This is a genomic window from Paenibacillus sp. OAE614, from assembly GCF_040546645.1.
Lineage (GTDB): Bacteria > Bacillota > Bacilli > Paenibacillales > Paenibacillaceae > Paenibacillus_AQ > Paenibacillus_AQ favisporus.
In genome coordinates this window covers 876,887-897,732 of record NZ_JBEPOD010000001.1, presented here as the reverse complement: position 1 = coordinate 897,732, position 20,846 = coordinate 876,887, and the positions used below count along the sequence as shown (strand labels likewise).

Below are 20,846 nucleotides of genomic sequence, written 5' to 3'. Positions count from 1 at the left end.
GCCGTAGCACTTCCCCATGATTTTACCCAATTATCTTTCTCCACTATTTATTAATTTTCCTCTTGTAGAGCCTATCTATAAAATGAATTAAAATATGTATTATTGTAATAAGAGATGCCATCTGTATGGACTTTATAAAGCTAACCCCTACAAAGTAATAACTCATAAGCAAAGTTGCAAAAAAATAAACTCCCACTCCTAATATAAACTTAAACATATTTACACCCCCTACCTTCCCAATATTAACATTTATCACACTTTCTATATTGAGTCTAACTGCCCGTTAGCTTAATGAAGCTGCCGATCAGCGCCGGCAGCTTAGTCTTGGTCGTTTATTCAACTATCGTTTCCCGTTAGTTGAATAGTCATTGAGTTTTTCGGCGGTATCCTTCTTCAATAATTTGTTTAAGATCTTCAGTTCTTCTTTGAATAAAAGTGTTCCAAAAAGATTTACCTTTCTCAGCTAATTCTTCTGGAGAATAAATCCCTTCATCATACTTTCCCCAACAACCGTCCTTGGTTAGTTTCTCCCATCCTATATAATCTGCGTAGAAACGGTTTTCTGAAGGTATGTCTGAACCCATGGAACTAGATTTAACTAGTTCAGGACAAAGCCACATAGCCGTGCAAACGGACAATAGACCACCGTGCATTTCGTTTAAGCCCCTTAATCCAGCTACTTCAATTGCTTCTTCCCATGCAAGATGATTATTGTGGTTTGCAGAAATTACGATAATCTCTGGGTATTTGTAATTGATATGCTTAATAAATGCACCTTCCCAGTAAGATCCGCCATGTCCTGTGCAGACTAAGAACTTTCTAAATCCTTGTCTTGTTAAGTTGCTAATAATATCTTCCAACATTGCTGTTAAGACGTTGGGGCTTACGGTAACAGTCCCCTTGAAGTTGGCATGTTCTTCAGATGTGTTAAAGGGAATTACAGGTAGCACATAAGCATTCAATTCTCTTCCATATGCGGTAGCATATAACTCAGCAATAATCGTATCTAAATGCATGGGCAAGTACGGTCCGAACTGTTCCGTCGCCCCAACTGATACAATCGCTGTATCAACACCACTATTTGAAATATCCATTGTTGTGTTTCTATAACTAACCATAATAGCACCCCCTATATCAGCTAAATAACACACCAAATTGTACCATTTTTTAGGTGGTAGAAAACAATTAAATTAAAACCTGGTCTTATATTTAACTATCGTGTACCGTTAGTTGAACAAGGTAAACAGTTATCATAGTCGCTTAAAACGCTGGATTGACCGTTTCAACGGCGTTGCAACGAAGTATTTGCAACATTACTTGGTTGGTTCCGTTTTATAGATAATAAGGAGTATGAGAATACCAAGGCAATTAAGAAACATATGTTGGTCACATCATGTTTGTTTAGGACAATGAACACAAATTCTTCGATTCGAACAGGGGTGTGATATTTGAAGTATTTGATTCCAATTCTGTTGTTCGTATTATTAATTGGTTGCACAAAAAATAACGAAATACCGAAAGAACAGTTCGTTTCGAAAAGCTATCTTGAGAATAAGGGCTTCCAGGTAATTTCTTATGAAGGGCGTGCTGAGAGTTACGAACTGACAAAACAGAAAATCGTAACACTACCTTATTTGATATATTGGGGATTGCAACCTGTTGACCCATCCATGTATTTTGGCAAGACAATAAACGTTGAAAAGTTCATCGTTAAAAATCATCCGCTATCTCAAGGAGAAGTTGATGTTTATGTCTACGAAGTTAATGGGAAACCCATAGGAGGTACTTCGTATCCACATGGCGATACATCAGTTGGTGGGTATTGGTCAATAGAAGGTAAAACATTGGAAGAACTCCAACCTAAGTCCTTGCAAGATTGGCAAAAGGATTGGAATAACAAATATAGTAATTAAGCGAATGGGCGTAATTAAACGCCCATTTATTTTGAGCTTAAATCAACAATCTTGTTTAACATAGCCTTTATTATATTCATGTCGTTCCCGCTGACACCGCTAAGCGAGTGGATAGGTCGTTGAAGGGAAGGATTATGGTGTTCTGGTCGTTGGCAACCAAATTTGTATCAAAACCCACAATGGAGTCACTTATGTGTCATTAGACAAAAAAAGTTGCACCAAGTAAAAGAAGTGTCTTTGTTCAAATTATTAATTATTTATTTATCGGAAGTTTTTGAATAATATCGGAATATATCTTTATGGAACCTGAACTAGAAAATCTTTTAATGTTACCTTCATCATCTGTATAGTACGTTAAAGTCGTACCATTTAAATTCTTGCTGTAGTTTACATTATCTTCAAACAATGGTCTCAACACAGGGTCCGCAAGATCCGTAAAGTTGCCTGCAGTATATGCAAAGTCTGATCTCGCGCCATATACATACTGACCAAGTACTACCGCCTTTCCATCCTTTATTTCCACAATAGAAGATGTGTAGCTATCATTAAAAAGAAACATATCCGCCCTACCGGCTGGGAAAGTATAGTTGTGCAGGGCCTTCGTGCTAAAACCAAGCGTTTTAAAGCTTGCCTCGAATGGCAATGAGATGGCAGCTTTGCGCGCAGCTTGCAAATCCTTTTGGCTTAACAAACTGACATCAAACTTATAAGCATTCGAAGTAATAAAGACGATTTTACGGATGGTTTCATAGTTCACGTGATAGCCTAAATTCTCGGATACAAATCGGATAGGAACCAGTACACGTCCGTTCTTGATTTGTGCAGGTGCGTCCATTTGTTCATCGACTCCATTGATAAAGGCCATTTCATTACCTACTTTAACTTCCAATTTCACCCCCTCCATCTCTTTACTTTGAATAGTTGTAGTTTGGGATGAAGGATCCCAGCTATAAGATAGTCCTAAAGATTCAAGCGCTCGGATGGGAATGAAAAGACGATTCTTGTCCAGTACCGGATGAACATCCATGTGAACGAAATGACCGTTCACATTTACTTCGGCCTGAGCTTCATACGCATCGTAGTCCGTTGCTGCATCAGATACTAAAGGATGACTCAACAAGCCCAAACCAATAGTCAAGATTAATGCTGACAAAATTTTTCTCATAGCTTATTCTCCTTCTCTATTAGATAACTTCAAGAAGACAAACTCGTTTGACCTCTGGATGCCCCCGAAGTCTAAGCCTCAGGGGGCATTTCCAAAATTACTTAGTTACTTTGTCTGTTCTGACTTCATTAGGAATCGGTTGAATCATTCCAATCAAGAATTCCGTGCCAAGACGATCAGCATTTCCTTTTAATTGCTCCCTAGCTTTCAATCTTCCATAGGTCACATCGTTGGAGTCTCTTGCAAGATCGAAATAAATGTCTTTCGCTGCCGATGGTTTCTTTCCATATTCTTTTGTTATGGTACCGGGTTGGCTATTGCTTTCTAGCCCCTCCCAAACCAAATAGCTGACATCATTCTTTACTTCATAATAAGATACTAAGTTCCCCCAAACGTGGTAAAAACGCAAGGCTTCTCCTTCTGGGAAAAACAATTGATGCGATGCCATTTCCTTCCCCATACTCAGCTTGTTTTCACCCATTACTGGAAGAGATACAGCAATCTTCCGAGCTCCGACAAGGTCGTCACCTTTATACAATGTATTGTAGGTCTCCATCTTATCTTTACTTCGAATAACAATCGTATTTTTATCTTTGTCCCAGTTTACTTCGGATTGAAAAGCTTCACTAATAAAACGTAAAGGAACCATGACACGATTATTTCTGAGTTGAACTGGGGAGTCCAGAGGTATTTCCTTATCTCCAAACGCAGCCACTTTATCACCAACTTTAAGCACCAACTTATCCTTATTGACCTTCGTGGTTACAGTAACGATTTTAATTTTTGAATTCCATTCTAGCGTAAGATTCAGTTCCTTCAAGGAGTTCAATGACACCAATGTACTTCCATTGATGACGACGGGGGGTGAATCCGGATTAATAACTTCACTGTTGATAATGAGCTTAACATTAGACGATGCTGCCTGTGTTGGAATTGAGGCAATCAGATATGCAAAGCACATTACTAAAAGAGAACTCAATAATTTATTCATTTCTTATGACACCTCCAAATTGTTGTTATTGGCCTAATTATAGACGTCTAGATTTGAAGAGAAGTTTTGCAAAAAATAAATATAAAACGATACTCTCTATTCCCAATTCACGAGATGCCGTTCTGGGTTTTGATCCTTCGCCGAAACCCGGCCATATCCGATCTTCATTTTTGTACCCTCTCTGCTGTTTTCTGTTCCAAAATCCCCCTCTTACAAGTGGGATGTTTCTAAATATATTTCAGGACATTTTGGAACAAGGAAACAGTCCCTTTCTAGCTGTTCCAAAAAGCATGCTTTATGACACATTCATTCGAAAAAACCGTAATTACATCATAAGGTCAAAGTGACAGTGGCCTTACTTCTTGGTAAATACGAACTCTTTCCGATACACGCTGTTTGCCGCTAAAACTACGACGAACCATTGCTACCCGAATTTAATGTAACAACAGCCCACAATCTATGAGCCCGGTAACTTTCTCGGGAAAATGGATATGGGGTAATGTGTTCATCATAGAATAAGATTCATGAGCAAAGACGTGGGTTTATTTCCAATAGTTATGGTCAAGACTACGTATTGAGGTGATAAGTATAATGGAGAAAAAAAATAGCTGGTCATTGAATGATGATAATCTCTTAGCCGAGGTAGTTTTGGCGCACATTAAGAACGGAGAAACACAAATTAAAGCTTTTGAAGCCGTTGCTACAAGGTTGGGGCGTACAACTGGAGCTTGTGCTTTTCGATGGAATAGTACAATTAGAAAGAAATTTGCTGACACTATAATCAATATAAAGAACAATCAACAAACCTCAACCAATTTATTTGAGAGTCATAGACAAATTCAAGAAGAAGATGGTAAAAGCACCACCTTAATTGAGGAAATCACGGACTATGTTAAAGAATTAGAAAATAAAATCGAACAGTTGCAAACCGAAATTAAGAAGTTAAGAGAACAAGCCAGTCATAATAAAGATAAGTACTTAGCTAATGAGGATTTCCAAAAGCTCATTAGTATCATTACGAATGCTAGAGATAAGGGATTTCTAAATCGAGCAAACTAAAAAGAGCTGGATGAAATCTTTTATTCTGCATGACTCAATGCATATTGTATGAGTTTAATCGATATACTATTAACAAAGACAGCTGCTAAAAGAAACCAAGAGCAAATTCCTGCTCTTGGTTTCTTTTTACTGATCTTTTGATTTCTAGAACCTCATCTGGAATACAAATGACGTAAGGCAGCCACTTGAAGTTTATAGCGCCTTAGATGTTGCTGACCATCAAATATCATGTCCTCAGAAATCATTAATATGTTTAAGCTGAGGAATAATCGGTAGTCAGACTACCAACATATAATTCGATTCAATTACAGATGATGGAACCTCTAGCACGCTCCCTTTTTATTTCATCACCTCTCGCTAAAAAATGAGGCAGCTCTTATAATAAATGGGAATGCTATGTTGCTTCCAAAGGAGAGACACTGTCGCAGATGAGTCCGCAGCTATTGTACATTTACCTTCATAAACTTGGCACATGCTATGAACAGCAAAATTTTATCTTTACTAATGAGTTTGACATCACTTATAAGCCAGCGTCCAGCGAATTAAAACTTGCGCCCAAAAACAATCCGTACGAAGGTCTTTGGAACGAGCGGATTCACAATATCAATCTGATTATCGGTAAAAACGGCGCCGGCAAAAGTACGTTGCTCGATCTGCTAGGTTCGGTCAAGCAAAACCGAGTCAACCGTTTTCCATTCGAGGAAAATAGATGGTTCGCGATCTATCATGTCGTTGCCGAAACTTTTTTGATTGAAGGCTATCATTCGGAGTTGCTCGGCAACGTTCAAGGCTTACCACTTGATATAGACGTCGAATACTGTATTACGGTCAAATATGAACAAGAAACCGGGCAGCTTTTCGCCTCCGACTATATCCAGCATGCAACAAACAACCAAAGTTATCCAATCAGAGAGCTGCTTCTGCCACTTTACCTGGCGAGTGGTGTCAAGCAGCCATGGTACAGCGGCCAATCAAACCGGTCCATGCCCGAAACCTACGTCGGCTTTCAAAGGGAGTATTTAGACCAGCCACACTACGCCAATTTGTATCAGTTTATGACGAAGGAATATCGCCTGCTGGAGCAGGATTACACGATTGCGGATGCCTTGCTTTCTTTGAACCGAGAAGAAGATATTTTCCCTGCATACAGCACGATTGAAGAAAAAAAGAAGTTGCTCGATCTCAACCTATACAACAAAAAAGCAGAAGCGCTGATTTTCAAGCCAGACGTTTCCATTCGTCTTTACCATACTTCAGACCCGCAAGACCGGTGGACCGCTAAGGAAAAGTTCATCATTCGTCACCTTGAAGCGGCACTTATTTCACTTTGGATCCGGCTCAAACAAAGCCGTAATAAAGAAGGTCTCCAAACCTTCCGCTCTCTGCTTGCCAAAATCAAATTGGACAGCGACGGCTTAATTGGCCGTACAAAATATTTACTGCAGGCGCTGCGTGAACTTCAAAATTCGAGGACCCCGGTCATGAATGAATTCAATCTTCGCTTGGATTGTGATGCTCTTGAACGAATCATATGGGATCTCATTGAACTCGATGAACGCTACTTCATTTCTTCAAAAGCAGTCACAGTCTCGTTAAAAGAAGACATGGATCCTCACTTGGTTCGCTTCTTGCAACACTATGATAATGAGAATCCACGGGTTGGCGGCTCTTCCTTGCATGTCTCGTTCAAGCGCATGAGCACAGGCGAGCTGGAATTCATCAACGGCTTCGCCAATCTGTACAAAGCTGTCCATCAAGCTCTTGGCCCGCAAGTCGAAACGATTCTGCTACTCATTGACGAACCCGACGCCTCCTTCCATCCGGAGTGGTCGAGACGTTATATCGCGAACCTGGTCAAGTTTCTCGGGCAAGGTCATTTTACACGACCGGTCAAATTCCAGATCCTACTTACTACGCATTCGCCATTTATGGTTTCTGACGTGCCCAAGGAGCATATCAACTGCATTAAAATTACAAACAATAGCGGGAAAATCAAACGAGTTGTACAGCAAGCAGACTTCGGATTGATGAGCAATATTTATGATATTATGAAGAGCGATTTTTTCATCGGCGCTCCGATTGGCGAATTTGCAACGCAAGTGTTCAAGCACATGCTGTACCGGATTGAGCGGCTCGATGCGTACGACTCTCTCGAGGTGGAGCAAATCAGCAGGCTGATCGACGGCATCGGTGAAGACGTTCTACGCAAAAAACTGACGCAAATGTTGAACGACCGGATCGCCAAACTGGAGCCCGAACTGCTGCAAATGAAAAAAATCGAGCAATTGGAAAAAGAACTCAAGCTTGAGCGGGAAAAACTGAACAGACAGCGCAAAGGCAGAAACAGCAATGATTAAAATTGATTCTCAGCGCCTGTTGATCGTCAGCGACTATTATTATCAAGAAATTCAAAGCGCTGTCATTGACCGCTTCCATACGGTAGCTCTGGGCAACAATCCATTTACAGGTAACAACCTGCGCCTTTGGTTCGTAGACCCGGCAACCGGCAGGTTGAACAAGAGCTTTCTGAAAATATTGCTGACAGGCACATTTGATGAAATAATCTCCGCCAATCCCGAAATCAATTACTATTTAGAAACATGCAAATTTCTTCACTACAGCTCTGAGCAGGTCGATGCCAAGCTTCTCGGTAAGAAAAAGGTTGCCCGCATCGCCATTCGCCAGGCTCATGTGGAAAAGTACCGTAATCCTTGGCTGAACAAGCATGCAAATGCGCCTGGCCATCTCTCCTTTTTCAGCTCTAATCAAAACTATAATAAGCTCGTTCGCAATGTCAGAGCCGATATGGATCAATTAAACACCCTTATCGCTCAAATAATCGACTATTCGTACATGAGCAGCGAATTACGACATGAGTTGCTGCACCGGATAGGCGTAGAAGTTTGTCCCTATTGCAACCGTCAGTATATAACGAATTACATAGACCACACCGAAAAAAAATCGACGGCCGATCTGGACCATTTTTATCCCAATTCCGTTTTTAAGCTGTTTTCCCTGTCGCTGCACAATTTCGTGCCTTCCTGTCAAATATGCAACTCCCGTTTCAAGCTTGCGAGGGGGACTGAGATCTTAAATCCATACAAGCACGGCTTTGACTGCGATACTTATTTTGACATCGCGCTTACATCTGCTTCGAACAGCGATTCCTTGATCGGTGGCAATACATTTTTTAATATAGAGCTACATCAGACGCATACCGGAGATCGAGCGAATCCTTTGGAGGGTAGCATTCGGCTTTTTCAGTTGCAAGAGGTGTACCAAAGCCATAAAGAATACGTAAGAGAACTGCTTTACAAACAATATGTCTACAAGGACGCCTATAAAAAGGATCTGACCGCTCTATTCGACAATATGCAGCTCACGGAGCAAGAAATCCAGTTGTTCCTCTACGGACAAGTGCTGCAAGAAGACAAGCTTGGCGACCGGCCGTTAAGCAAGCTGGCGTACGATATTATCACGCGCGGGTAAGCTGGGATGCGTCAGCAAAAAACACGACCTTCTCCTAGAGAAGGCCGTGTTTTTTTCCGCATCATCCATAACGCCGTTCCGGCACGCCGCTGTGTTGTGAAAGAAATAGCATCGCCCGCCGGCGATATCAGAACGAGCTTCGATTGGACGTATGAGCGGCTGCGGGCTGGTACTCGATAGCCCGATCCTCTGATAAAAGATCGCGTGCGCCACGACCTACGATGCCGACGACAGGTTCCTGCAAGTGAAGACGAACACATGCATCACTACAGCGCGATCGACCATTAGGCATGACAGCCCGCTCCTGCAGCTGAAACGAGTTTCGAACGTCCTGACGTGTCCGGCAGCGTCGGTCTACCGCCAGGCGGAGCGACGGCCACTTCAAGCCAATGATCACCCATATCTCATTCTTCTAAATGCGAAAGCCTCCCTAATAAGGAGCGGCGTTCAAGTTAATCCACACGATGAGTTTTTGCTTGGTCCCAAATATCATCTTTGATTTTAATTGGAACGATTGTCGATTTCACAATGCCATTCGAATAGGTCAACGTAAAACCTAAAGTTATAGGTGCCATCAATTATCTTATTAGTTACAGTTAACTATATTTGTTCTTGTCATTTTCGACTAACAATATATGTTCTTTACGTGTGTTTTGTCAAGAACATATATCGTTAAAAAAGGCCGCAGTTACGCAGCTTTTAAGCGTGTATGTTCTTGTCATTTTTACACATCATCCTAGGATTGTAATAAATACTCTTGGAATTTCAGCCGATATTAGTATAATGAGGATGTTGTCTCGATTCGTAAATTGGAGGAGTTTCATTTGAAAACACCTTGGATCGTTATAGGCGTTTGTATAGTTTTGGTTTTCGCTGCTTTTTTGCGTTTATCCGGACAGGAAATACCTTCATTAGCAATAGCATCCTTTTCAGTCACTGCCCTCTTTACAAGCCTTGCAGATCTACTTGAAGTTCTTCGACTTAAAAGACGATATCAAACAGTATCACTTATCTTATCAATGTTATTTTTCGTTATAGCATTAATCGTTTGGTTCTTTCCTCCGAACTTAGATCCGAAAATTGCTCAGTATGTTGGAGATGCATTTACAATACTGGGTATTGCATCTGTAATTGTTATTTTTGCTGTCAAGGAATTAAAGGCTCCGGTTGCTCCCATTACGTCAGTTAGCGAAACAGAGGCCCCTACGGAAATAATTGATACAGAACTCGAATTTTACATGACAAAACACGAGTATGCAGAAATGTTGAACCTAAATGATATAATTGAACAGTTAAAGCTAATTGATGAAGAAACTTTCCCATATCATCGAGTTCATAACGGGTGGGCTATGCTATACGATACAATTGTAGAACACTGGCATAGAGGGCAAGGTCCTTTTTACGATGGATTAAACCGTCAGATGTACTTAGACTTCATCCTAAAGCTTGATCATGCAACCGAAAATATATCCAATATAGCTGATACAGATCCAAGAACATACCGGGAAAGAAATATTAAAATGTGGAATGAAAATATCTCTGTTACGATCCAACCGGCTTACTATAACCAACACGTGCCAACGATTCAACAAGTCCATACTTATTTAACCACTTCTCTCAACGCTTGGGATGATATAAAAAAACAAATATCTGAACGGTTTGAAAAGTCACGTGTAACAAAACTTTAATCAGGCACACATTAAATTTTTTATATTACAGGCCAAGGCTCCTTTACCCAATTTCCACAGTATTTGTTTTAGAAGGATCTCAAACTTTCCAGTTTTCGATTCATGGGAAAAAGACCTTACTTCTGTGAATTATGTTATAGGCAACATAATCTACAAGAAAGGTCTTCTTTTTTCTATTTTCTATATTATTTCTCTAGAATACTCGACACTCTATCTTTAAATTGATCTTTTAGATAATTTACTTTAAATAGTATTCAAACGAATTGAAAATATATGTAAATTGGGGTAAAAAGGTAATTGTAAAGAATGCAACTCTTCTGATGCATTTATTGGTATTATTAATTGTTTAATAAATTTTTCATAACCTTCGTCACTAATTCCTTTCCAATGTACCTTCAAATTCTCTTCTAATTGCTCTTCTTCCCCCCAATCTGAAAAATAGATATCCTTAATTACACTAAACTTCTCATATTGCAATTTAAGGTTAGTATGGCACCCTCCAAACTCACTACAACCATATATTAAAATATGGTTATAAAACCCTTTTGGAACTTCTATTATCTGATTCTCACATTTAACATTATCGTTTCCGTCAATGGATTGTTCAAAATATTTCTTGTCACTTAACTTAAGGTGGATGTAACGTCCTTCACCATTAAAATCTGGTTCAATACCACTATTATCTCCTTCAACTAAGAATGTCTTATTATTATAGTAATCCTTAAGAGGAATTATAATGGAGTTTTGTTTAACATAATTAGAATTACTGGTGTTTTTTGGATGACTTAAATTAGAAGAATAGTTATTTTCAAAAAAGAGCTGGATATTTTTCTCACATTCATATACTTCTTTTAAATAATTATACATATTTTGTATATTTTTTTCTTCAGAGGTTTTTGTATAATACATTTTTGTTATTATTGATCTGACCATCTCCCATTTTCTATATGACAAAAGAGCATCTTTTTCTATTACCTCTATTTCACTATAGTGTTTTGAGAAGTATCTAATAAATCGAAGAAGGTAATACCTACCAAATATTATTTTGTCTAACTCAATCCATATTTTGGTTCCCCAAATATCTTTTTTTCCATCAATCTCATATTCAATACTAAAACTACTTTTTAGACTGTCAGCGAAAATTAAAATATCTTTAATTTTGTTTTTAGTTTCAAGTTGATTTTTTATTTTGCTGAGTATTGTACCAATGGCATCAGAAGTTAGCTCCATCGGTATTTCTTTTGTAAACACAACAAGCTGCCCATTATTTCCTTTTAGAAACTCATTATAACTTAATGTTTCTAATTTATTGCTATATACTGGATCAATACAGTATAGGACTGACAACTCATGATCATAATCTACAACCAAACAAGTATGATTAGCGTGAACAGTCCTATATGAACCGTGTATATGCCAAGGAGTATAGAACGTGTCTAAATGAATAGCCGCCAATTTTTCTTCATCAATAATCTTCATAAGTAAGTCAAGAGATTCTTCAGAAGAATTCATTTCCTTATATTCCATCTTAATACCATGATACTTTTCAGACATATCATAAGTTGTTATCCTATTAGATACTAGACTCTCGCCTAGCCTTCTTCCTTGTTGATTATTAAATTCGAACTCCATACTTTCACAGAAAAACAATTCATAATCAGTTCCCCAATGGTTGGAGACCGTGATAATTAGATCTTGAAAACAATCAGTTCCTTTGCCTCTAATTGCCTTTACTTCTCGCTTCATTTGTCTTCTCCGCCTTTTTGATGATAATATTTACCCATAGATTTTATCGGCATTATATCTCAACAATATGTGTTAAGTTTATTTCATTTACATTCCTCACATTTTCTTCATAATCGAGTTTATTATTGTTTTACATAAATATGAATTACTTATTATCGTGAGTGAATTAGGAAATTCAACATTTTTTTGTAAAGCACAAATACTAAATTTGTAATTTTTATCAATCTCGTACTGTTTAAATGTCTGCTTCTCAACCGATAGTAACAGTTCGTCATATAAAGAAAATGAAGTTATTGGGGTAGACATTCCAGTTCCAATAGCCTTGATAAAACTTTCTTTATATGTCCAAAGGTCATAGAAGAAAGCTAAGAACTCAGCACCAGTTCTTTTCATAAGCTCCTTGTATTCGTCTTCCATTAATATATTTTGCATTAAGGATATATCTATTTCTTTTATTTCTTCGATATCAATACCTAAAGGTATATCTCCACAGGCACCAACTACCCATCGACCTGAATGAGAAATATTAAAATAAAAGTCCTGTTTCCCATTCAAAATTGGCTTCCCGTATTTATTTTTTGATAAACTTATATCTTTTAAAGGTATATTACATTTTTTTATCATATATAATATTAATAACTCCCCCAATAAACTTCGTTGGGCGTCTTCGAAATATTTAAACCTACAAATTCGTTCACGCTTTTCATTATTTAACAATAACAAACACTCATTAAATGTTGCTCTTGGAAGGGGAGCTACTACATTGACAGCTATTATATGCTTTATCATAATTTTATTCTCTCTTTAGTATAAAAATTAGTCTAAACTAATCCTCATTAAAAATAATACTTTTTTAAACTGCTAAAATTGAATTCAAGTAATTCAATACTTTAATTTCCTGAGCTATAACAAAAAAATGTCCTCCTTCAAACTTTTGAAAATGGCAGCGACCATTAGTTTCTTTTTTCCAATTCATTAGTTTATTACCATTATTACTTACATCTGTATTGCCGAATAATATATATAAATCCTTTTCTAATTTTCTATGATTATTGGCTTTATATTCCTCTGTTATTTTATAATCCGCTCTAAGAATAGGTCCAAAGAGATCTTTCAGTTCATCATTCTCAAAAACCAACGCATTGGTTCCTCCCAGATCAAATATTTCTTTAAAAAAAAGTTCATTTGGTAGTAAATGAATTTGATTATTTTTTCTTTCTAAAGGACAAGTACAACCTGATATAATTATTTTTTTAGGCATTTTAATTTTTTGATTGGCAATTCGATGGGCCAACTCGAAAACGAGCAGCCCCCCCATACTATGTCCAAATAAAGCATACTCAGAATAATCATCTATTTGATCAATAATTCTTAAATAAACATCATCTACAGCCTCATCGAAAGTATTGTATAAGGGTTCGCTTATTCTTGACCCCCTACCTCTTAGTTCAATCGGCACTACTTCTATATTTTTGTTCATTCTCTTCCATTTATTGAATACAGTTGCTGAAGCGCCTGCATATGGAATACAAAACAACTTTAAGTTAATCATTTTATCTCCTTTCTTAACTCAACTTTTTAAAATAAGAAGCCATTTCCATAATATTCCTATATGAATACACTAAAATTTCTTCTACTTGAAATCCGCTCTTTTCTAACTCAATTTCTAATTTGACTGCTTTAATTGAATCTCCACCTATTTCAAAAAAATCATCGAGAATACTTATTTCATCTAATTCAAGAATTTTTCTCCAAATTATTGAGATCTTAGTTTCTAATTCATCCCTCGGAGGATAGTAATAATTGGTTTTCATTAAATGTGTCTCTCCAGAAGGTAACTTATTACGATCTATCTTACCGTTGTGCGTCAAAGGTATTTCGTCTAATTTAATATACCTACTTGGAATCATATATTCAGGAAGTATCTTCATTAAATCCTCGATAATTAGTTTTGGATTTAAAATATCATCACCCAAAATATAGGCACACAATATTTCATTTTCAATTACAGTTACAATTACGTTTTCAACTAATGGATTCTTTCTTATTGCATTTTCTACCTCTTCTAATTCAATTCTAAAACCATTTAATTTAACTTGATGGTCTTCTCTACCAATATACTCTAAGTAACCATCTCTATATTTTTTAGCTAGATCACCTGTTCTATAAAATCTTTTATTGTCTAGTTGAATAAATTTCCGTGTTGTTAAATCTTTACGATTATAATAGCCTCTCGCGAGACCTTCTCCTGATATATATAATTCCCCCATAACTCCGTATGGCTGTTCTGTTAATTCATTATTCAAAATTTTTATTTCAATATTTTCCAACGGTTCACCTATATTCATATCGAACTCATCTCTAACTTTATTGATTGTTGTCCATACTGTTGCTTCTGTTGGACCATATAAATTATAGATATTTGCATTAGAAATCTCAGTAAGTTTGCTGTACAAGTCATTAGGGAACTTTTCTCCACCTATTAGAAATTCTGTAACAGAACCATAACTATATAGACCTTTTTTCATTTGATTAACTAATAAATTTATTTTTGAAGGAGTTGCCTGAATCATATTTATTTGAGTCTCAGAAATAAACTGACTCAATCTCTGATAGTTATCCTTAGACTGATCATCTGGAAATACGATATGCATACCATTACACAATGGAAGTAAGGACTCTACAATAAATATGTCAAATGAAACGGTCGTTAAGGCAATTATCTTCTTGCCTTTACTGAAATCAATTTTTTTACTCATTCCCTCAATAAAATTAACTACGGAAATATGCTCAATCATCACACCTTTAGGTTGGCCCGTTGATCCAGATGTATATATAAGATAAGCTAAGTCTCTATTGCTATTTATGTTCTCTATTATTAATGATTTGTTATTATCTCGCTGCCTAGAAGACACATCAATAATTTTCCCCTGAAAAGTAATACCATTAAAGTTTTTACTTCTTGCAATGATAAATTTGGCATCACTATCCTTCAGCATATAATTAATTCGATCTTTAGGTAGTTTTATATCTATGGGCAAGTATGTGCCTCCTGCTTTTAATATTGCTAACATAGATATGATAAATTCTATTGATGGTTCCATGAAGATTCCAACTAAATCTTCCCTTTCAACGCCTTCATTTCTTAATCTAGTTGCCAACTGATTAGCCAATTGATTCAATTCACTGTACGTGAGACTAGTCCCATTATGAGTAACAGCAATTTGATCTGACCAATTATTTAATCTTTCTTCAAAGTATTGGTGTATGGCTGAATTGCTATAATTCCTTTTTTTTATTTCTACTAATTCTTTATTATTAACTAAATTAATTTGGTTGATTTTTTTATCTTTATTTTCAATTATTTCTACAAGTGTTTTCTGAATATCCTCTACTATTTGTTTAATATAGAAGAGATCATATCGCGTATCATTAAAATCTACTTCTAATTCTAAGCCACTTTCTGTTTTGTTAAACAAAAATGCTGTATCATAATAAACATCCTTCATATGCTCTTTACTATGAATTGGGGTGTAATGCACTATAGTATTTAATATTTTCTTATTTGCTTTATTACAATGTAAAAATATATCTATCGGAAAGTTTTGATTACTTAGAGCGTTCAGATAATTTTTTTTTGTTTCCTCTAACCCTTCACTTAAGCTCATTGTGTCAGTTATTAATGATTTTAACAAAAGCCAATTTGTAAGTTCATTCGTTTCACTACTATTCAAAACAGGGATTGCAATTGTTATTTCATTTATATTGGAATACCTAAAAATAACAAATTTTATTGCTGATACCAATAATACGAAAATAGCTTGATCTGAGCCTTTACAGATTCGGTTTATTTTTTCGTATATTTCTTCGGATATACTCATACGATAATTAGTATCATTAGTATTTTTGCTAATATCAAGATCTTTCAATTTTAAAAATGAACTTTGGGTAGTTTCTTTTGTAATTAGGTTCATCCAGTATTCACGTTCTTTTTGAAATTGTGGTTCCGTTAGTACAATATTTTTATTGATTGAAGTATTCATAGTTTTCCTCCAAGATAAGCTATAGAAAGTCAAAATAAATTACAATTTAATGGGGATATCCACTTTAAAAATCAAATACTATTTCTTCTATCTGCTGCACTACTTTTCTTATATTTTTTTCCTCTGCTGTCATGATATCAATCTCATCCATCGTTATGTCCGGATTCGCTATGACCTGCTGCATCACATGCTGCACATGGCCTTTCATCCGTTCCACGCTTCCCGATTCAAATGCATTCAGATTGTAACTGAATTTTATTGCAAATTCCTTCCCAGGGATAAGGATCATATTAAAATCATAGGTCGTCTGTTCAATTATTTTGAAATTGGATATTTCCAACCCTATTCCGTCTGTCTGTCCCATTTCCTTCAAGCGATCATCCGTCGGGTAATTTTCAAATACCATAATATGATTGATCAAATCTTGTTTTAATGTACTCTGGTTTTGGATGTCATATAACGGGTATGAACTATATGTATCTGACACAGTCGCTGCATCTTGAACCGCCTGCAATACCTCAGTAAACGATTGTGCCGGGCTACTTGAAATTCGGACTGGGATGGTATTAATAAACAGGCCCACCATTTTCTCAATTCCAGGGATCACGGCCGGTCTTCCCGAAACTACGGCGCCAAACACCACATCATTCGTTCGGTTGTATTTCTGTAAGACTATCCCCCAGATCGTTTGCATCATAGTATTCAAAGTGACCTGGTTTTGGTTCGCCACCTGTTGGAGTTTTCGCGTCTGTTCCTCATTCAGCGCAAACCACAGTTCCTCTTGCTCATAGCCTTCCGTCGTCTTTTTATATCCCGGCAGGGTAGTCACTTCATCGATGGGCTGCAAATAATTGTTCCAGTAATTCGATGCTTTTGCTTTATCTTGTTTCTCTAACCACTGGATAAAGCGGCTGTAAGGCTGGGCTGTCTCCAGTTGTAAAGATGTTCCCTTGTTTAAGGACTCGTAGATTTGGAGTAATTCACCGAATAGAACGCCTAACCCCCAACCATCCATTACTATGTGATGGAAGCTCCAAATCACTTTGAACTCATTTACTCCTGTCTTAAAAACAGCGACTCTCATCGGAATGGTGTTGGTCAAGTCAAAGCCCTTGCCTTTATCTTCTTCCAAATATTTAAATATTATATCTTTCTTAACATTCTCAAGTTTAATGGAAATATTCTCATATTTAATTCGGAACTTTTCCTGCCTTTTTAAAACAATTTGCACTGGTAACTTAGTACTCTTATGGGAAAAAACAGTCCTTAATACTTCATGCCTCTCAATAAGTAGATTGAAGCATTTTTCTAAAATCAATACATTTAACTCCCCCTTCACACTAAAACTAATCTGCTCGTGATAGACAGCATCCTTATGATAAAGGGACTGAAACAGCATTCCCTCTTGCATAGGTGATAAGTAGTATACATCTTTAAAATTAGTCTTCGAAAAAAGGTTCATAAATTTCAATCTCCTAGTATCAATCAATAATTTTCAATTACTAATTTTACATTGTGGATACTGATATATTCGAGAATCATTCTTTTCTTTCCTCACACTAAAAAAAATGAACGATCGGTATAGCCAATTCTTAGGGTTCCAAATTTTTTATATTTGGAACCCTTGTTTTAATCCACTATCGAAGGAAATAATATTACTTTAGTCTATAAATGATTGATATAATGCCTCTAAATCTTCAAATGAAATATTTTTACTACTCAAATCACTTGGAGTCAGTTCTGTACCCTCTTTCTCCACGCAGTGTGTAATAATTGCGGTTAGCTTCTCCATGTAACAGTCAGCAAGATTCTTCATCTCTTGCTCAAGATACTGCTTTCCGTTGTAACCAAACGCAAACCGCATTCTTCCTTCTTTCACCATACCACTTACTTCTAATCCACTACTTCGCTTTAGTTCTGGACTTGCCATATCCCCTACAGGTAACGAAGAACCTTCGAAGATCGCGGTTTGGAAGTCTTGGTCAAACTGGCCCAAGTAGTTGAAACTAATGCCGGATACGTTCGACCCCACTCCTTGGCCTTCCTCACTCCAGTAACGGTACATGCCGTACCCGATTCCTTTGTTCGGAATGGAACGTAGCGCTTCTTTTATCGTTTTGATTTGTCTTCCCAGTTCCTGTTCTTGGACTGGAAGGATCACTGGATAGATACTTGTAAACCATCCTACCGTTCGGGTAATATCTAGACCCTCGACCAATTCCTCTCGGCCATGACCCTCCATATCTATACAGATTTCTTCCCTTCCATCCCATTCATGGATGGACATCGCGAGGGCTGTCAGGAGAATATCGTTAATTTCGGTGTTGTACGCCTGGTTGACCTGACGAAGTACTTTTTCCGTCTTGTCCTCATCCAGTTGTACTTCGATATATTTTCCATCGCCGATTTGTCCGACTTCTTCCGCCGTTAATCCCGTTCCTGCTCCAATGGCCTCAGTTACGTGCTGCCAGTAGCTCTTTTCTGCCGCGAAGGCTTCACTGCGGACATATTCCTTCATCCGGCTTGACCATTCTTGGTATGATGCGGTCTTCGCCTGGAATTTGATCTCTTCACCTTTCAGCGCTTGAGCGTATCCCGAAGCAAAATCTTCCAATAGAATCCGCCATGATACACCGTCGACTACTAAGTGATGGATTACAATGAGCAAGTGATCCCCATCGTCTGCTCGGAACAGCCCCAGTCGTATCATTGGACCTTTTTCCAGGTCGATACTTTCTTGAATACGCGTGGCTTGTTTCTCTACTTCTTCCAGGCTTTTACCCCTTATTTCCAGTACCGGTACCTCTAGCATCCATTCCTGAGTACCCTTGTTGAACTGATGCACCGCGCTTTCCGTTTGTTCATACACCATGCGCAAAGCATCATGATGCTCCATCATACGCTGCATCACTTGCTGTACGATATCTTCCCGATAACCTTCCTTGCGATACAACATCACACTCTGGTTAAAGTGGTGGCGTGCCTTCTGTTGTCCTTCAAAGAACCACTGTTGGATCGGCGACAATTCCACTTCTCCTTCTACAGTTCCTTGATGACTCAGTTTAGTCTGCCTTTTCAAGTATGGACTAACCTGCTCTACACTTGGGTTTTGGAACAAGTCCCGGATTTCCATCTTCAAGCCATGCCGCTGCAATCTCGCAGATACTTGCACGGCCTTAATGGAATCTCCACCTAGCTCAAAGAAGTTATCTGTTCGTCCCACTTGCTCAATCCCCAATACTTCTTTCCAGATCTCGGCAAGCTGCTCTTCCATTGCACCTTGCGGAGCAACATATTCATTTCCTCGCATCCAACCTTCTGCTGGTAACGGCAGAGCCTTCCGGTCTACTTTTCCGTTGGCAGTGAGTGGCATTCGCTCTACCTGGATAAAATAGGCGGGTACCATATAACTTGGTACGTGCTTCTCCAAATGTCTTCTTATTTCGGTGACATCTACGATAGTCTCACTCACGATATATGCACACAGATACTTACTGCCACCATCCTCTGATTCCCGTGCCATCACCAGCGTTTCGTTAACCGATTCATGCTTCAACAGCTGCGCTTCGATCTCGCCACATTCAATCCGGTATCCTCGAATCTTCACCTGATGATCCATCCGCCCCATATATTCCAGCGTTCCATCCGGTAACCACCGTGCCAAGTCTCCACTCCGGTACATCTTTTCTCCGGGCTTAAACGGGTTCGCTACGAATTTTTCAGCGGTTAATTCTGGTTGATTCAGATAACCTTTTGCCAGTCCTTCTCCCGATATACATAGCTCGCCTATACTTCCCATCACCACTGGATGAAGCTGTTCATCCAACACATAGGTTCCCATGTTGTCTGCCGGTCTGCCTATCGATACGGACGCCTTCTGTTCCGACGGGTCGTACTCATAAATCATACATCCCACAGTGGCTTCGGTCGGGCCGTATTCGTTGTAAATAGTGACCTCTCCGTTGAACTGCTGATGCACTCGCTCTGCCAAATCTCTTTTCAGATCTTCCCCGCCTGTAATAAGAACCTTCAAATTCCTACTTTCCAAATTCAGCTCTACTAGCAGCTTCATATGAGATGGAGTGATTTTCAGCATTCCTACTCTATCATCCGTCAGCACTTCGGTCAGAACAACCGCTGCATCGCTTCCCCCATAGATGAACAAGGTTTTTCCGGTAATCAGCGGCAAGTACAGGGACGTGACTGTTAAATCAAATGCTATGGACGAGTACAACGCACAGTGATATGCTTCGTCTTTAAAATAAGATTTCTTCGCCCACCACAAATAATTCAGCAATCCTTTGTGCGGGATCATGACCCCTTTTGGATTCCCTGTGGATCCCGAGGTATACATGATATAGGCAAGATCCTGTGATCCGGTAGAAGAAAGTATATTCGTATCCTCATAACTATCTGTAGGCATAGATAGATCTACCACAGTTTCACAATATAATCCCTCTGTCTTTAAGTGTGCCTGGGTGAGTACTATCTTCGCCCCACTATCCTTCAACATATAATTCATGCGGTCCATTGGAATGCTCGGGTCTATCGGTAAGTACGTTCCCCCTGCTTTTAAGATCGCCAATATTCCTGTGACCATATCTATTGAACGATCGGCCATGATCCCGACTACTTGATTCGCCGTAACACCGCACTCCTGAAGATATCTCCCCAGTTGATTCGCCTTCTGATTTAATGAACGGTAGCTCATTGAATCCTGCCGATGTACCAGAGCAAGATGATCCGGGGTCT

Annotated in this window: 13 protein-coding genes and 3 pseudogenes; 6 read left to right on the top strand and 10 right to left on the bottom strand. The window is 38.2% G+C overall.

What is annotated here, in order from left to right:
• Nucleotides 1–365: 365 nt before the first annotated feature.
• On the bottom strand, nucleotides 366–1,118 hold the full coding sequence (locus ABIE48_RS04585) for a creatininase family protein (RefSeq protein WP_192715226.1): 753 nt from the start codon (nucleotides 1,116–1,118) through the stop codon (nucleotides 366–368).
• A 112-nt stretch (nucleotides 1,119–1,230) separates the two neighbouring features.
• On the opposite strand from ABIE48_RS04585, the pseudogene ABIE48_RS04580 reads away from it, so the two are divergent.
• A pseudogene (locus ABIE48_RS04580) lies at nucleotides 1,231–1,445 on the top strand (IS1595 family transposase); the annotation flags it as partial.
• Nucleotides 1,446–1,448: 3 nt separating this feature from the next.
• Nucleotides 1,449–1,913 (top strand): hypothetical protein, encoded by a 465-nt coding sequence (locus tag ABIE48_RS04575; RefSeq protein ID WP_192715227.1) that lies wholly within the window; start codon nucleotides 1,449–1,451, stop codon nucleotides 1,911–1,913.
• 253 nt (nucleotides 1,914–2,166) lie between these two features.
• Here the strand turns inward: ABIE48_RS04575 and ABIE48_RS04570 are convergent, their stop codons facing one another.
• Nucleotides 2,167–3,078: a copper amine oxidase N-terminal domain-containing protein gene (locus tag ABIE48_RS04570; RefSeq protein ID WP_192715228.1), complete on the bottom strand. Its 912-nt coding sequence runs from the start codon at nucleotides 3,076–3,078 to the stop codon at nucleotides 2,167–2,169.
• Nucleotides 3,079–3,175: 97 nt separating this feature from the next.
• Nucleotides 3,176–4,069 (bottom strand): copper amine oxidase N-terminal domain-containing protein, encoded by an 894-nt coding sequence (locus ABIE48_RS04565; RefSeq protein ID WP_192715229.1) that lies wholly within the window; start codon nucleotides 4,067–4,069, stop codon nucleotides 3,176–3,178.
• 591 nt (nucleotides 4,070–4,660) lie between these two features.
• Here ABIE48_RS04565 and ABIE48_RS04560 point away from each other — a divergent pair.
• The 4 genes from ABIE48_RS04560 to ABIE48_RS04545 all read left to right on the top strand — a co-directional run bounded on the left by ABIE48_RS04560 (nucleotide 4,661) and on the right by ABIE48_RS04545 (nucleotide 10,305).
• The gene (locus tag ABIE48_RS04560; RefSeq protein ID WP_192715230.1) at nucleotides 4,661–5,128 is read left to right on the top strand and encodes a hypothetical protein; all 468 of its coding nucleotides are present in this window, start codon (nucleotides 4,661–4,663) and stop codon (nucleotides 5,126–5,128) included.
• A gap of 428 nt (nucleotides 5,129–5,556) precedes the next feature.
• Nucleotides 5,557–7,485 (top strand): AAA family ATPase, encoded by a 1,929-nt coding sequence (locus ABIE48_RS04555; RefSeq protein WP_192715231.1) that lies wholly within the window; start codon nucleotides 5,557–5,559, stop codon nucleotides 7,483–7,485.
• Entirely contained in the window at nucleotides 7,478–8,617 is a 1,140-nt protein-coding gene (locus ABIE48_RS04550) for a hypothetical protein (RefSeq protein WP_192715232.1), read from the top strand. The genes ABIE48_RS04555 and ABIE48_RS04550 overlap by 8 nt, the downstream gene beginning before the upstream one ends.
• Before the next feature lie 824 nt (nucleotides 8,618–9,441).
• Nucleotides 9,442–10,305, top strand: a complete 864-nt coding sequence (locus ABIE48_RS04545) for a hypothetical protein (protein ID WP_192715233.1) — start codon at nucleotides 9,442–9,444, stop codon at nucleotides 10,303–10,305.
• 243 nt (nucleotides 10,306–10,548) lie between these two features.
• Here ABIE48_RS04545 and ABIE48_RS04540 read toward each other — a convergent pair whose 3' ends face one another.
• From ABIE48_RS04540 to ABIE48_RS34445, 7 genes and pseudogenes are all read right to left on the bottom strand, one after another.
• Nucleotides 10,549–12,051 (bottom strand): cysteine peptidase family C39 domain-containing protein, encoded by a 1,503-nt coding sequence (locus ABIE48_RS04540; RefSeq protein WP_192715234.1) that lies wholly within the window; start codon nucleotides 12,049–12,051, stop codon nucleotides 10,549–10,551.
• Between the two features lie 96 nt (nucleotides 12,052–12,147).
• Nucleotides 12,148–12,840 carry a 4'-phosphopantetheinyl transferase family protein gene (locus ABIE48_RS04535; protein ID WP_192715235.1) on the bottom strand — a complete coding sequence of 231 codons (693 nt, stop codon included), beginning with the start codon at nucleotides 12,838–12,840 and terminating at the stop codon, nucleotides 12,148–12,150.
• A gap of 64 nt (nucleotides 12,841–12,904) precedes the next feature.
• Entirely contained in the window at nucleotides 12,905–13,603 is a 699-nt protein-coding gene (locus ABIE48_RS04530) for a thioesterase II family protein (protein ID WP_192715236.1), read from the bottom strand.
• Between the two features lie 13 nt (nucleotides 13,604–13,616).
• Nucleotides 13,617–16,094 carry an amino acid adenylation domain-containing protein gene (locus ABIE48_RS04525; protein WP_192715237.1) on the bottom strand — a complete coding sequence of 826 codons (2,478 nt, stop codon included), beginning with the start codon at nucleotides 16,092–16,094 and terminating at the stop codon, nucleotides 13,617–13,619.
• A 64-nt stretch (nucleotides 16,095–16,158) separates the two neighbouring features.
• Complete coding sequence (locus ABIE48_RS04520) at nucleotides 16,159–17,556, bottom strand: condensation domain-containing protein (protein ID WP_192715238.1); 1,398 nt, start codon at nucleotides 17,554–17,556, stop codon at nucleotides 16,159–16,161.
• Nucleotides 17,557–17,754: 198 nt separating this feature from the next.
• Nucleotides 17,755–19,350, bottom strand: a pseudogene (locus tag ABIE48_RS34450) (condensation domain-containing protein); the annotation flags it as partial.
• A gap of 105 nt (nucleotides 19,351–19,455) precedes the next feature.
• Nucleotides 19,456–20,805 (bottom strand): annotated as a pseudogene (locus ABIE48_RS34445) (amino acid adenylation domain-containing protein); the annotation flags it as partial.
• Between the last annotated feature and the right edge of the window lie 41 nt (nucleotides 20,806–20,846).

Excerpts from the sequence above, each read along its gene's own strand:
- ABIE48_RS04585 (WP_192715226.1), bottom strand. The coding sequence starts at position 1,118 with ATGGTTAGTTATAGAAACACAACAATGGATATTTCAAATAGTGGTGTT.
- ABIE48_RS04570 (WP_192715228.1), bottom strand. The coding sequence starts at position 3,078 with ATGAGAAAAATTTTGTCAGCATTAATCTTGACTATTGGTTTGGGCTTG.
- ABIE48_RS04565 (WP_192715229.1), bottom strand. The coding sequence starts at position 4,069 with ATGAATAAATTATTGAGTTCTCTTTTAGTAATGTGCTTTGCATATCTG.
- ABIE48_RS04560 (WP_192715230.1), top strand. The coding sequence starts at position 4,661 with ATGGAGAAAAAAAATAGCTGGTCATTGAATGATGATAATCTCTTAGCC.
- ABIE48_RS04555 (WP_192715231.1), top strand. The coding sequence starts at position 5,557 with ATGAGTCCGCAGCTATTGTACATTTACCTTCATAAACTTGGCACATGC.
- ABIE48_RS04550 (WP_192715232.1), top strand. The coding sequence starts at position 7,478 with ATGATTAAAATTGATTCTCAGCGCCTGTTGATCGTCAGCGACTATTAT.
- ABIE48_RS04540 (WP_192715234.1), bottom strand. The coding sequence starts at position 12,051 with ATGAAGCGAGAAGTAAAGGCAATTAGAGGCAAAGGAACTGATTGTTTT.
- ABIE48_RS04535 (WP_192715235.1), bottom strand. The coding sequence starts at position 12,840 with ATGATAAAGCATATAATAGCTGTCAATGTAGTAGCTCCCCTTCCAAGA.
- ABIE48_RS04530 (WP_192715236.1), bottom strand. The coding sequence starts at position 13,603 with ATGATTAACTTAAAGTTGTTTTGTATTCCATATGCAGGCGCTTCAGCA.
- ABIE48_RS04525 (WP_192715237.1), bottom strand. The coding sequence starts at position 16,094 with ATGAATACTTCAATCAATAAAAATATTGTACTAACGGAACCACAATTT.
- ABIE48_RS04520 (WP_192715238.1), bottom strand. The coding sequence starts at position 17,556 with ATGAACCTTTTTTCGAAGACTAATTTTAAAGATGTATACTACTTATCA.